Source organism: Geodermatophilus sp. SYSU D00697 (genome assembly GCF_054050175.1).
On sequence record NZ_JBJGYV010000027.1, the window covers coordinates 36,307 to 48,581 of the forward strand.

General features: G+C 74.9%; 16 protein-coding genes and 1 tRNA gene. 12 read left to right on the forward strand and 5 right to left on the reverse strand.

What is annotated here, in order from left to right; all coding sequences use genetic code 11:
• The first annotated feature begins 115 nt into the window (after positions 1–115).
• The gene (locus tag ACI79C_RS19710; protein WP_456947418.1) at positions 116–433 is read left to right on the forward strand and encodes an SDR family oxidoreductase; all 318 of its coding nucleotides are present in this window, start codon (positions 116–118) and stop codon (positions 431–433) included.
• Between the two features lie 30 nt (positions 434–463).
• Here ACI79C_RS19710 and ACI79C_RS19715 read toward each other — a convergent pair whose 3' ends face one another.
• Positions 464–859, reverse strand: coding sequence for a hypothetical protein (locus ACI79C_RS19715; RefSeq protein ID WP_456947381.1), 396 nt, complete (start codon positions 857–859; stop codon positions 464–466).
• A gap of 104 nt (positions 860–963) precedes the next feature.
• Here ACI79C_RS19715 and ACI79C_RS19720 point away from each other — a divergent pair.
• From ACI79C_RS19720 to map, 5 genes are all read left to right on the forward strand, one after another.
• Positions 964–1,037: transfer RNA gene (locus tag ACI79C_RS19720), tRNA-Met, on the forward strand.
• Between the two features lie 134 nt (positions 1,038–1,171).
• Positions 1,172–2,476, forward strand: a complete 1,305-nt coding sequence (locus ACI79C_RS19725; protein ID WP_456947382.1) for a cytochrome P450 — start codon at positions 1,172–1,174, stop codon at positions 2,474–2,476.
• Positions 2,476–2,667, forward strand: a complete 192-nt coding sequence (locus ACI79C_RS19730; RefSeq protein WP_456947383.1) for a ferredoxin — start codon at positions 2,476–2,478, stop codon at positions 2,665–2,667. Before ACI79C_RS19725 ends, ACI79C_RS19730 begins: the two co-directional genes overlap by 1 nt.
• A gap of 56 nt (positions 2,668–2,723) precedes the next feature.
• Positions 2,724–2,993 carry a GNAT family N-acetyltransferase gene (locus ACI79C_RS19735; RefSeq protein WP_456947384.1) on the forward strand — a complete coding sequence of 90 codons (270 nt, stop codon included), beginning with the start codon at positions 2,724–2,726 and terminating at the stop codon, positions 2,991–2,993.
• 60 nt (positions 2,994–3,053) lie between these two features.
• Positions 3,054–3,824, forward strand: coding sequence for a type I methionyl aminopeptidase (map, locus tag ACI79C_RS19740; RefSeq protein WP_456947385.1), 771 nt, complete (start codon positions 3,054–3,056; stop codon positions 3,822–3,824).
• A 34-nt stretch (positions 3,825–3,858) separates the two neighbouring features.
• On the opposite strand, the gene ACI79C_RS19745 is transcribed toward map, so the two are convergent.
• Positions 3,859–5,019, reverse strand: a complete 1,161-nt coding sequence (locus tag ACI79C_RS19745) for a cystathionine gamma-synthase (protein ID WP_456947386.1) — start codon at positions 5,017–5,019, stop codon at positions 3,859–3,861.
• Positions 5,016–6,410, reverse strand: coding sequence for a cystathionine beta-synthase (locus ACI79C_RS19750; protein WP_456947387.1), 1,395 nt, complete (start codon positions 6,408–6,410; stop codon positions 5,016–5,018). The genes ACI79C_RS19745 and ACI79C_RS19750 overlap by 4 nt, the downstream gene beginning before the upstream one ends.
• Positions 6,411–6,519: 109 nt before the next feature.
• Between ACI79C_RS19750 and ACI79C_RS19755 the strand changes: the two genes are divergently transcribed.
• From ACI79C_RS19755 to ACI79C_RS19775, 5 genes are all read left to right on the forward strand, one after another.
• Positions 6,520–7,299, forward strand: a complete 780-nt coding sequence (locus tag ACI79C_RS19755) for an aldo/keto reductase (protein WP_456947388.1) — start codon at positions 6,520–6,522, stop codon at positions 7,297–7,299.
• A gap of 90 nt (positions 7,300–7,389) precedes the next feature.
• A complete protein-coding gene (locus ACI79C_RS19760; protein WP_456947389.1) occupies positions 7,390–8,592 on the forward strand; it encodes a cytochrome P450 family protein in 1,203 nt (400 codons plus the stop codon).
• A 59-nt stretch (positions 8,593–8,651) separates the two neighbouring features.
• The gene (locus tag ACI79C_RS19765) at positions 8,652–9,665 is read left to right on the forward strand and encodes an aldo/keto reductase (protein ID WP_456947390.1); all 1,014 of its coding nucleotides are present in this window, start codon (positions 8,652–8,654) and stop codon (positions 9,663–9,665) included.
• The gene (locus ACI79C_RS19770) at positions 9,662–10,168 is read left to right on the forward strand and encodes an XdhC family protein (RefSeq protein WP_456947391.1); all 507 of its coding nucleotides are present in this window, start codon (positions 9,662–9,664) and stop codon (positions 10,166–10,168) included. The genes ACI79C_RS19765 and ACI79C_RS19770 overlap by 4 nt, the downstream gene beginning before the upstream one ends.
• A gap of 126 nt (positions 10,169–10,294) precedes the next feature.
• Positions 10,295–10,492, forward strand: a complete 198-nt coding sequence (locus ACI79C_RS19775) for a hypothetical protein (protein WP_456947392.1) — start codon at positions 10,295–10,297, stop codon at positions 10,490–10,492.
• 84 nt (positions 10,493–10,576) lie between these two features.
• Here ACI79C_RS19775 and ACI79C_RS19780 read toward each other — a convergent pair whose 3' ends face one another.
• Entirely contained in the window at positions 10,577–11,374 is a 798-nt protein-coding gene (locus ACI79C_RS19780) for an inositol monophosphatase family protein (protein ID WP_456947393.1), read from the reverse strand.
• 22 nt (positions 11,375–11,396) lie between these two features.
• The gene (locus ACI79C_RS19785; RefSeq protein ID WP_456947394.1) at positions 11,397–11,573 is read right to left on the reverse strand and encodes a DUF2795 domain-containing protein; all 177 of its coding nucleotides are present in this window, start codon (positions 11,571–11,573) and stop codon (positions 11,397–11,399) included.
• Between the two features lie 45 nt (positions 11,574–11,618).
• Here ACI79C_RS19785 and ACI79C_RS19790 point away from each other — a divergent pair, with 45 nt between their 5' ends.
• Positions 11,619–12,155, forward strand: coding sequence for a DUF2087 domain-containing protein (locus tag ACI79C_RS19790; RefSeq protein ID WP_456947395.1), 537 nt, complete (start codon positions 11,619–11,621; stop codon positions 12,153–12,155).
• The last annotated feature ends 120 nt before the right edge of the window (positions 12,156–12,275 follow it).

Sequence of the window (12,275 nt, forward strand, 5' to 3'; positions counted from 1 at the left end):
CTCTCGGTAGACGCCTCGCAGGCGCCCTGCGGTGCTGGTGCGGCGGGTCCCGCGGCTGATCGCCTCCCCCGAGCTCGCGCACTCCACCGCGGCCGAGCACGGTGTCACCGGCCTGGTGCGTTCCCTGGCCGTCGAGCTGGCCCCGCACCACATCCGGGTGAACTCGATCCACGCCACGACGGTGGACACCCCGATGGCGGCGAACGAGGCGATCTGGGGCCTGTTCCCAGGCGGGGTCCCGGGGAGCCACCCGGGGGCAGGCGGCGGAGGGCATGACGGCGCTCAACGCCATGCCGGTCCCGTGGGTGGAGGCGGTCGACATCAGCAATGCCGTGCTCCACCTCGCCCTGACGAGGCGCGCCATGTCACGGGCACGACGACCGCCGTCGACGCCGGCGCCATGCAGCCGTCCACGATCCCGCGCTCGGCCTGACGGTCCCGGTGCGCGGTCCCGGCGAGGCGGTCAGGTGGCGCTCAGCCACTCCACGAGCCCGGAGCGCCGCGGCCGGGGGAGGTCGGCGCCGTGCTCGTGGCGGTCCCACGCGGGCAGGAGCGGGTGCCGCCCGGTGTCGTCGTCCCCGGCGGGACGCCGGGGCTGCGGGACGTCGACCGGGGGAGTGGCTGCGTCGTCGACAGGGGGCGGGGCGTCGGCGTCCGCGATCGTCGGCAGGCGCAGGTGGGCCAGGTCGGTCCAGGCGGTGTGCCGCAGGCCGCCGACCACGCAGCGGACCCGCACCCGGCAGGTCCCGGCCTCGTCGAACCGCCAGCCCAGGAGCTCGCCGGGGAACCAGACGCCGGCGTGGAAGACCTCCACCGGCTGCGGGTCGCCGACGAAGCTGCTCGTCGCCACCTCCGCCACGGTCGCGACTGTAAGTTGTCGCACGAGAGCATCGGGTGAGGCGCGCGCGGGCGTCGGGAGGCCCGGCGGCGGCCTCCCGGGCGCCGTGTATGGTGGAGGTGCGACGCGGGGTGGAGCAGCTCGGTAGCTCGCTGGGCTCATAACCCAGAGGTCACAGGTTCGAATCCTGTCCCCGCTACTCCTCGGAGGGCCCGGCCACACGGTGGCCGGGCCCTCCGTCGTCCGCCGACTCCTCGCCAACTGTGTTGTGCGTCACGCCGCCCCCTCTCTAGCGTCACCGGTCAACGCTGACCGTTCGCAGGGGGAGGACCCGTGACCGTCGAGGCCACCGCACCGGGCACCGTCGACCTGGACAGCATCGACCTGGACAGCCTGGACCTCTCCGACCGGGACTGGTGGCTGCGCCCCGCGGCCGAGCGGTACGCCGCCTTCGCCGCGCTCCGGCGCGATCGGCCGTTCGCCTTCTTCGCCGAGCCGGAGATCCCGATGCTGCCGACCGGCCCCGGCTACTGGGCGGTGACCCGGTACGCCGACGTCGAGGCGATCAGCTCCCAGCCGGCGGTCTTCTGCTCCGGCGAGGGGGCGGTGTCCATCCAGGACATCCCGGCCGAGCTCAACGAGTTCTACGGCTCGCTGATCAGCATGGACGACCCGCGGCACGCCAAGATCCGGCGGATCGTGTCGAAGACCTTCACGCCGCGGATGCTCGAGCGGACCGTGGACTCGGTGCGCGCCGTGGCCGACGACGTCCTGGCGCGGGCCCGGCGGACGGCGGAGGCCAACGACGGGCGGATCGACGTCGTCGCCGACATCGCGGCGCCGATCCCGCTGCGGGTCATCTGCGACATGATGGGGATCCCCGACGCCGACCGGCCCATGGTCCTGGCCCACTCGAACGTCATCCTCTCCGGCGGGGACCCGGAGCTGGTCGAGGACCAGGACGACCCGATGACCGCCGTCCTCCAGGCCGGGATCGAGCTGGCCGCCCTGATGGAGCGGCTGGCCGCCGAGCGGCTGGCCGAGCCGCGCGAGGACCTCACCACGGCCCTGGTCACCACCGAGGTCGACGGGGAGCGGCTCACCCACCAGGAGATCGCGTCGTTCTTCATCCTGCTGCTGGTCGCCGGCAACGAGACGACCCGCACCGCCATCTCCCAGGGCGTCCTCGCCCTCGCCGAGCACCCGCAGCAGCGGGCCCGCTGGAGAGCCGACCCGGGGCTGGACCGCACCGCCGTCGAGGAGGTCGTGCGCTGGGCGAGCCCGGTCACCTGGATGCGGCGGACCGCCACCCGGGACGGCGAGGTCAACGGCCACCGGTTCTCCGCTGGGGACAAGTTCCTGCTGTTCTACGCCGCGGCCAACCGGGACCCCGCCGTCTTCCGCGACCCCGAGGTCTTCGACCTCGCCCGCGACCCGAACCCGCACGTCGGCTTCGGCTCGCGCGGCCCGCACTTCTGCCTGGGTGCGCACCTGGCCCGCCGGGAGATCGCGGTGACCTTCCGCGCCCTGTTCGACCAGCTGCCCGACCTGGAGGTCGCCGGCCCGCCGGACCGGCTGCGCTCCTCCTTCGTCAACGGGGTCAAGCGGCTGCCGGCACGGCTGTCCGGGAGCGCTTGATGCGCGTCGTCGTGGACCGCGAGCGCTGCATCGGTTCCGGCCAGTGCGAGGTCCTGGCGCCGGAGGTGTTCGAGGTCGGGGACGACGGTGTGGTCACGGTGCTGCAGCCGCAGCCGGGGGCGGAGGACGAGGCCGCCGTCCGGGACGCGGTCGCGCAGTGCCCGACGGCGGCTCTGTCCCTGGCCGAGTGAGGAACAGGGCCGCGGCGCGCGGGGTTGCCGGTCGTATGGAGCTCACCGTCCAGGACGTGCCCGGGGCAGGTCGTTACGAGGTCCGCGACGGCGACCGGGTCCTCGGCCTCGCCGCGTACCAGCGCGAGGGGGACCGGGTCGTGTTCACCCACACCGAGGTCGATCCCGACCAGGAGGGCAACGGGGTCGGCAGCACCCTGGCGCGGGGTGCGCTGGACGACGTCCGGGCGCGGGGCCTGCGGGCCGTGCCCCGGTGCTCGTTCATCGCCGCCTGGGTCGACCGGCACCCCGACTACGCCGACCTGGTCGACGGTCCACAGGGCTGAGGCTCGCCGGCCGGGCGGTCCGGTGACCGGCCGGCCGGCACCGCGCGACAGGATGACGGCGTGATCGAACTGCGGACCCCGGGTGAACTGGACGCGATGCGCGCCGCGGGAGCGGTGGTGGCCGACATGCTGGCCGCGGTGCGCGCGGCCGCGGCCCCGGGCGTGCGGCTCAGCCAGCTCGACGCCGTGGCCCGCGACGTGCTGGCCGACGCCGGTGCCACGTCCCCGTTCCTCGGCTACGCGCCCCTGGCGACGACGCCGCCGTTCCCCGGCGTGGTGTGCCTGTCGGTCAACGACGTCGCGCTGCACGGCATCCCGACGCCCGACGTCCTGTCCGACGGCGACCTGCTCAGCGTGGACGCCGGCGCCACCCTCGACGGGTGGGTGGGGGACAGCGCCATGACCTTCCCGGTGGGCACGCCCCGCCCCGAGGACCTGGAGCTGGTCGCCACCACCGAGCGGGCGCTCGAGGCGGGGATCGCCGCGGCCGTCGTCGGCAACCGCGTCGGTGACATCTCCGCGGCGATCGGCGCCGTCGGCCGGGCCGGGGGAGTCGGCATCAACACCGACCAGGGGGGCCACGGCGTCGGGCGGTCGATGCACGAGGCGCCGTCGGTGCCCAACGAGGGCCGCCCGGGTCGCGGGGTCCCGCTGCGCCCGGGGCTGGTCATCGCCATCGAGCCGTGGTTCCTCGCCGGCGGGAGCGACGACTACACGGTGGACGCCGACGGCTGGACGCTGCGCAGCGCGGACGGCAGCCGGGCCGCCCACGTCGAGCACACCGTCGCGGTGACCGACGAGGGGCCGCGCATCCTCACGGCACCGAGGTGACCCCGCGTCGCCCGCTCGCGGGGCGACCCGGAGGTCAGGGGGACAGGGCCTGCTCCAGGTCGGCCAGCAGGTCCTCGACGTCCTCGATGCCGACCGACAGGCGCACCAGGTCGCCGGGCACCTCCAGCGGTGAGCCGGCGGCGCTGGCGTGGGTCATCCGCGCCGGGTGCTCGATCAGCGACTCCACGCCGCCGAGGGACTCGGCGAGGGTGAACACCTGCGCCCGTTCGCACACCCGCAGCGCCGCGTCCTCCCCGCCGGCCAGCCGGAACGACAGCATCCCGCCCGAGCCGGACATCTGCTTCGCGGCGATGTCGTGGCCGGGGTGGTCGGGCAGGCCGGGGTAGAGCACCGAGGTCACGGCGGGGGAGTCGAGGAGGAACTCGGCGACGCGGGCGGCGTTGGCCTGGTGCCGGTCCATCCGGACGCCGAGGGTCTTGAGGCCGCGCAGCACCAGCCAGGAGTCGAACGGGCCGGCCACGGCGCCCATCGCGTTGTGGGAGAAGGCCAGCCGCTCGGCCAGGTCGGCGTCGTCCCCGACCACGAGGGCGCCGCCGACGACGTCGGAGTGCCCGCCCAGGTACTTGGTCGTCGAGTGCACGACGACGTCCGCGCCCAGGGTCAGCGGCTGCTGCAGGTAGGGCGAGGCGAAGGTGTTGTCGACCACCAGCAGCGCGCCCGCCTCGTGCGCGACCTCGGCCACCAGCGCGATGTCGGCGATGTTGAGCAGCGGGTTGGTGGGCGTCTCGCACCAGACCACCCGCGTCGTGGGCCGGATCGCGGCCCGGAGCGCGTCGACGTCGTTGAGGTCGGCCGGCGTGTGCTCCAGGCCCCAGCGCGCGGCCACCTTCGAGATCAGCCGGAACGTGCCGCCGTAGGCGTCGCCGCCGAGCACCACGTGGCTGCCCGGCTCGCAGACCGTGCGCAGCAGGGTGTCCTCCGCGGCCAGGCCCGAGGCGAAGGCCAGCCCGTGCCGACCCTGCTCGAGGGCGGCCAGCGCCTCCTGCAGCGCCGTCCGGGTGGGGTTGCCGCTGCGGCTGTACTCGTAGCCGCCGCGCAGTCCGCCGACGCCGTCCTGCTTGTAGGTCGTCGTGAGGTGCACCGGGACGATGACCGCGCCGGTCGCCGGGTCCGGGTCCTGCCCGGCGTGGATGGCGCGGGTGTTGAAGCCGGGCAGCCGCGGGGAGGAGCTCACGGCGCCACCGTAGGCGCGAGGCCGGCGAGGTGGCCGAGCACGTCCTGGCGGGTGACGACGCCGGCCGGTTTGCCGTCCTCGTGCACGAGCAGCGCGTCGGCCTCGCCGAGGGCGGCGACGGCGGCGCTCACCGGCTCGCCGGACCCGATGATCGGCAGCGGCGCGGACATGTGCCGCTCGACCCGGTCGGAGAGGTTCGCCCGCCCGGCGAACAGCGCGTCCAGCAGCGCCTTCTCCGACACCGACCCGACCACCTCGCCGGCGGTCACGGGCGGCTCGGCCCGCACCACGGGCAGCTGGCTGACGCCGTACTCGCGCAGGATGTCGATCGCCTCGCGCACCGTCTCGTTGGGGTGGGTGTGCACCAGTTGCGGGGTGGCGCCGGACTTCGTGACGAGGAGTTCGCCGACGCTCTCCCCGCCGGTCTCCTCGAGGAAGCCGTAGTCGGCCATCCACTCGTCGTTGAAGATCTTGTTCAGGTACCCGCGGCCGCCGTCGGGCAGCAGGACGACGACGACGTCGTCCGCCGTCAGGCGCGCGGCGGCACGCAGCGCGGCCACCACGGCCATCCCGCAGGAGCCGCCGACGAGCATCCCCTCCTCGCGGGCCAGCCGGCGGGTCATGGCGAAGGAGTCGGCGTCGCTGACGGCGATGATCTCGTCGGCGACCGAGGGGTCGTAGGCCGACGGCCAGAAGTCCTCCCCGACGCCCTCGACGAGGTAGGGCCGGCCGGTGCCCCCGGAGTAGACCGAGCCCTCGGGGTCGGCGCCGACCACCCGCACCCGCCCGCCGGAGGCCTCCTTGAGGTAGCGGCCGGTGCCGCTGATCGTCCCGCCGGTGCCGACGCCGGTGACGAAGCAGGTGACCCGCCCCTCGGTCTGCGCCCAGATCTCCGGGCCGGTGGTCTCGTAGTGCGACTGCGGGTTGGCCGGGTTGGAGTACTGGTCGGGCTTCCAGCCGCCGGGCAGTTCGCGGGCCAGCCGGTCGGACACCGAGTAGTAGGAGCGCGGGTCGGCCGGGTCGACGGCGGTGGGGCACACGTGCACCTCGGCGCCGTACGCCTTGAGCACGTTGATCTTCTCCTGGCCGACCTTGTCCGGGCAGACGAAGACGCAGCGGTAGCCGCGCTGCTGGGCGACGAGGGCCAGGCCGATCCCGGTGTTGCCGCTGGTCGGCTCCACGATGGTCCCGCCCGGCCGGAGCGCGCCGCTGGCCTCGGCGGCGTCGACCATGCGGACGGCGATCCGGTCCTTCACCGACCCGCCGGGGTTGAGGTACTCGACCTTGGCCAGCACCAGCGGCGCGTCGGGACCCAGGTCGCGTGTGACCGAGGTGAGCCGCACCAGCGGGGTGTTGCCGACCAGGTCGACGACGGACTCGGCGTACTGCACGGGAGGCCCTCCTCGGCCGGTCGGTCGCCGGCCCGTCGCCGTCCATCCCACCAGACGGGACGCGCCTGCGCCGGGTGTCGGTCGGCGCGGTGCCGGGCATCGGCCAGGTATGCCCGAGACCGTCCCCGCCGCGCCGCTCCCCGGCGGCGGCACCATGCCGCTGCTGGGCTTCGGCACCTGGCAGATGACCGGCTCCACCTGCTACGACGCCGTCCGCACCGCACTGGACGCCGGCTACCGGCACCTGGACACCGCGACGATGTACCGCAACGAGGCCGAGGTCGGGCGGGCCCTGCGCGACTCCGGCCTCGACCGGGACGAGGTCTTCGTGACCACCAAGCTGCCGCCACGGGAGGCCGGCCGCGCCGACCAGACCCTGTCGGCGTCGCTGGCCGCGCTCGGCGTCGACGCCGTCGACCTGTGGCTGATCCACTGGCCGCCCGGCGGCGCCGGCGAGGGCGTGTGGGAGCGCTTCGTCGCCGCCCGCGAGGCCGGCCGGGCCCGGGCGATCGGGGTCAGTAACTACTCGCTCGAGCAGGTCGACCGGCTGACGCAGGCGACCGGCGTGACGCCGCAGGTGAACCAGGTCAGCTGGGCGCCGGCGAAGTACGACGCGCAGATCGAGGCCGGGCACCGGGAGCGCGGGGTGGTCCTGGAGGGCTACAGCCCGTTCAAGAACACCGACCTCGGGGACCCGGTGCTGCGCGAGGTCGCCGACGCGCACGGCGTCACGCCGGCACAGGTGGTGCTGCGCTGGCACGTCGAGCACGGCGTCGTCGTCATCCCCAAGTCGGCCACGCCGGAGCGGATCCGCGCCAACGTCGCGATCGGGGGCTTCTCCCTGACCGAGGACGAGGTCGCCCGCATCGACGGCCTGTCGCGCCGCTGAGACGACGCCGATCCGCGGGCCCCGCCTTGCCCCCCGGGCCCCCGGCCCCGACGCTGGGGCGATGAGCCGGCTGAGGCAGGGCAGCGCGAGGTGACCGCGGTCGACGACTCGGTGTTCGAGGGCTCCTTCTGGCGCGATCCCTACCCCGCCTACGAGCGGTTGCGCGAGCAGGCCCCGGTGCGCGAGGTGGCGCTGCCCCGGGGCGGCACCACGTGGATGATCACCCGGTACGACGACGTCCGCGCGGCCTTCACCGACCCGCGCCTGGTCAAGGACCACCGCGCGACCCTGCCGCCGGAGGTCCGCGCGCAGGCCCCCCGCCTGCCGGGCCCCTTCGGCTCGATGATGATCCTGCTCGACCCGCCCGACCACACCCGCCTGCGGCGGCTGGTCTCCCGGGCCTTCACCCCGCGGCGCACCGCCGAGCTGCGCCCGCGCATCGAGGCACTGGCCGCCGGCCTGCTCGACGCCGTGCCCGAGGGGGAGCCGGTCGACCTGCTCGCCGCCTACGCGGTGCCGCTGCCCATGGCCGTCATCTGCGAGCTGCTCGGGGTGCCCGACACCGACCGCGACGCCTTCGGCACCTGGTCGCGCGCGCTGGTCGACGACCACGACGACGTCGACGAGCAGCAGGCCACAGCAGGGCTGGCGGAGTACCTGTACGCCCTCGTCGGGACCAAGCGGCGCGCCCCGGACGACGCCCTGATCTCGGCGCTGGTCGAGGTGTCGGAGGCCGGTGACCAGCTCAGCACCGAGGAGGTCGTCGCGATGGGCGTGCTGCTGCTCATCGCCGGCCACGAGACCACGGCCAACCTCATCGGCAACGCGGTGCTGGGGGTCGCCACCGACGAGGCGCTCCGCGAGCACCTGCTCGCCGACCCGCAGCGGATCCCCGCGGCGGTCGAGGAGTTCCTGCGCTGGGACGGCCCCGTGCACAACGCCCCCATGCGCTTCGCCGCCGAGGACGTCGAGTACTCGGGCACCACCATCCCCGCCGGTTCGGTGGTCACGCTGTCGGTGGGCGCGGCCAACCGCGACCCGGGCCGCTTCGACCGGCCCGAGCTGCTCGACCCCGACCGCGATGCCGCAGGGCACCTCGCCTTCGGTCACGGGCTGCACTTCTGCCTGGGCGCCCCGCTCGCGCGGCTCGAGGGGGAGGTCGCCCTGCGGTCGCTGCTCGACCGGTTCCCCGGCCTGCGCCTGGCCGTGCCCCCGGAGGACCTGCGCCACCGGCGCAGCGTCATCGTCCACGGCCTGGAACAGCTGCCGGTGCTCCTGCGACCGCCGGGCTGAGGGAGGACGTCGCCGGCCGGCGGTGGCGGCGCCGGGCGGGGCGAGGCGAGGATGCGGAGGTGACCTCTCCTTCCCCCGTCGGTACCCGCACGCTCGGCCGCGACGGCCTGGTCGTCTCCACGCTCGGCCTCGGCTGCATGGGGATGAGTCAGAGCTACGGCGCCGCCGACCGCGACGAGTCCCTCGCGACCATCCACCGCGCGCTCGACCTCGGCGTCACCTTCCTCGACACCTCCGACGTGTACGGCGACGGGCACAACGAGGAGCTGGTCGGCGAGGCGATCGCCGGCCGACGCGACGAGGTGCAGCTGGCGACCAAGTTCTCGCTGCGTCGCCGGGACGGCGGGATGGAGATCGACGGGCGCCCGGAGAACGTGCGGGCGTGCGCCGAGGCGAGCCTTCGCCGGCTCGGGGTCGACGTGATCGACCTCTACTACCAGCACCGGGTCGACCCGCGGGTGCCCATCGAGGACACCGTCGGCGCCATGGCCGAGCTGGTGCAGCAGGGCACGGTCCGGTACCTGGGGCTGTCGGAGGCGTCGGCCGCGTCGATCCGTCGCGCGGTCGCCGTCCACCCGATCGCCGCGCTGCAGAGCGAGTGGTCGCTGTGGACCCGCGACCTCGAGGGGGAGGTCCTGGGCGTCGCGCGCGAGCACGGGATCGGGATCGTGCCGTTCAGCCCGCTGGGCCGGGGCTTCCTCACCGGGGCGATCACCAGCCCAGAGGACTTCGCCGACGACGACTTCCGGCGCGGCCACCCGCGTTTCACCGGGGACGCCTTCGCCGCCAACCTGCGACTGGTCGACGCCGTCCGGGCGCTAGCGGAGGAGAAGGGCTGCACCGCGGGACAGCTGGCGCTGGCGTGGGTGCTGGCCCAGGGGGAGGACGTCGTCCCGATCCCCGGCACGAAGCGGCGGGCCTACCTGGAGGAGAACGCCGGCGCGGCCGCCGTCGAGCTGTCGGACGACGAGCTGGCCCGGTTGTCGGCGATCGCCCCACCGGGGGTGGCCCAGGGCGGCCGGTACGCCGACGCGTCCTACACCTACGGCGACAGCCCGGAGCGCGCGCGATGAGCGTGGACCCGAACTGCGGCGTGGCCCACGGGGCGCCGTCCCCCGAGGTCACCGGTCGCACCCTCGTCGCCGTCTTCGCCTCGCCGGTGGCCGAGGTCCTCGCGCGGTGGGCGCCGGAGCTGGGCTTCCGCACCGTGCTGCTCGACCCCGACCCGGCCCGGGGCGCCGCCGTCACGACCCTGGCCGCGCTGGACGGCGACCTGGCCGGCGCGGACGTCGTCGTGACCGACCACCACCGCCCCGAGCTCGGCGAGGTGCTGCGCGACGCGCTGGCCCGGCCGGTCCGCTGGGTGGGGGTCATGGGCAACCCGCGGCACGAGGGCCCGCACGTCGCGGCGCTGGCCGCCCTCGGGGTGCCGCCGGAGGAGGTCGCACGGGTGCACCGGCCGATCGGGCTGGACATCGGCTCCCGCACGCCCGCCGAGATCGCGGTCAGCACGCTGGCCGGGCTGCTGGCCGACCGCAACGGCCGCACCGGCGGGTTCGCCCACGGCCCGAGGTGACCGGCGTCCCGCCGGTCACCTCCGGTGTCGTCCCGGCCACGCGGGGGAATGAGCGGAGGGAACGGCCACCGCGTGGGGGTCGTTGAGGACCCGAGTCCCGCGCCGACACGAGGAGGAGATCGCGACATGGCGTCGCTGTTCACCAAGCTCACCCAGTTCGCCAACACCCCCCAGGGCAGGCAGGTCATCGCGCAGGCGACCGCCAAGGCGCAGCAGTTCGCCAAGGACCCGAGGACCCGGGCGAAGATCGACGAGGCCCGCCGCCGTTTCCAGAGCGGCCGGGGACGCGGCACCGAGGACCGCGGCTGGGGCACCGGCCACTGAGTGAGACCCCTGCAGGACTCGCCGCTCGCCGGCGGGCCCTGCAGGGGGACCGCCGGCCGGCCCCGCGGGGGGCCGGCCGGCGGCTCAGGTGCGCGGCTTGAGCAGGTGCAGCGCCGCGTCGTGCAGCACGCCGTTGGTGGCCAGTGCGCTGCCGCCGGCCGGACCGGGGGTGCCCGAGAGGTCGGTGAACCGGCCACCGGCCTCCCGCACGATGACGTCGAGCGCGGCGAGGTCCCACAGCGAGACCTCCGGCTCGCAGGCGACGTCGACCGCTCCCTCGGCGAGCAGCACGTAGCTCCAGAAGTCGCCGTAGGCGCGGGTCCGCCACATCGCCCGGCTCAGGCCGAGGAAGCCGTCGAGCAGCCCGCGCTCCTCCCAGCCCGACAGGCTCGAGTAGCTCAGGCTCGCGTCGCCCAGCGCGCCCACCTGGGACACGGTGCAGCGCGCCGCCGACTCCAGCCGCCGGCCGGTCCAGGCGCCCACTCCCTTGGCCGCCCACCAGCGGCGGTTCAGTGCCGGGGCCGACACCAGCCCCACCACCGGCTCGTCGCCGTCGAACAGCGCGATGAGGGTGGCCCACACCGGCACGCCCCGGACGAAGTTCTTCGTCCCGTCGATCGGGTCGAGCACCCAGCGGCGCGGCCCGTGGCCGGTCACGCCCATCTCCTCGCCGAGGACGGCGTCGCGCGTGCGCGCCCGGGCCAGCGTGATCCGCAGCTGCTCCTCGACCGCGCGGTCGGCGTCGGTGACCGGCGTCAGGTCCGGCTTGGTGTCGACCTGCAGGTCCAGCGCGCGGAACCGGTCCATGCTGATCGAGTCGGCCTGGTCGGCGAGCACGTGCGCGAGGTGCATGTCCCCCGTGTAGTCCCGGCCCGGTGTCATGGGCACCGAACCTAGCGGGCGCTCAGTCGAACACCGCGGAGCTGACGCCGCTGGGGCCCTCGTACTCGCGGTCCTCGATCTTCTGGAGCGCCTCCAGCACGTCCTTGTCGCCGCCCTTGGCGTGCTCGAGGATCTGGTCCTTCGTCGCCGGGTAGTCCATGCCCTTGAGGGCCTTCTGGATGTCGATGGGGCTCACCATGTCCCGGGCCTACCCACGGCCGGGTCGCGGCATACCGTCGCAGGTGTGGACGCCGCGACGATCGCCGGGCTGCTGGCCGACCCGGCCCGCCTCAAGGTGGTCGCCGCCCTCGCCCTCGGCGCCGGCACGATCGAGGAGGTCGCGCAGGCCTCCGGGCTCCCGCTCAAGGACGTCGTCCTCGCCGCCCGTCGGCTGGCCCGCGCCGGCCTGGTGGGGCGAGACCGGCACGACCTGGAGCTGCTGACCGACCGGTTCGGGGCCGCCGCGCGCGCCGCCGCGGAGGCCGCGCCGCCGCCCGCGCCGCTCTCCGACGACCCGGCCGAGGACGCCGTCCTGTCCGCGTTCGTCCGCGGCGGCCGGCTGGTCTCCGTCCCCGCCCAGCAGAGCAAGCGCCGGATCGTGCTGGAGCACCTGGTGCGGGTGTTCGAGGTCGGCGTCCGCTACCCCGAGCGCGAGGTGAACGCGCTGCTGGCGGTCTGGCACCCCGACACCGCCGCGCTGCGCCGGTACCTCGTCGACGAGGGGCTGCTCTCCCGCGAGGCGGGCCTCTACTGGCGCACCGGCGGCTGGGTCGACGTCTGAGCGCCCGCCTCCGCTCGCCCGCTCGCCCTCCAGCCCGCCAGATCCCCGACGATCATGAAGTCCCGGACGCGACGCGCCGACCTGAGACGGTGGGTCGCGTCCCGGACTTCATGATCGCGG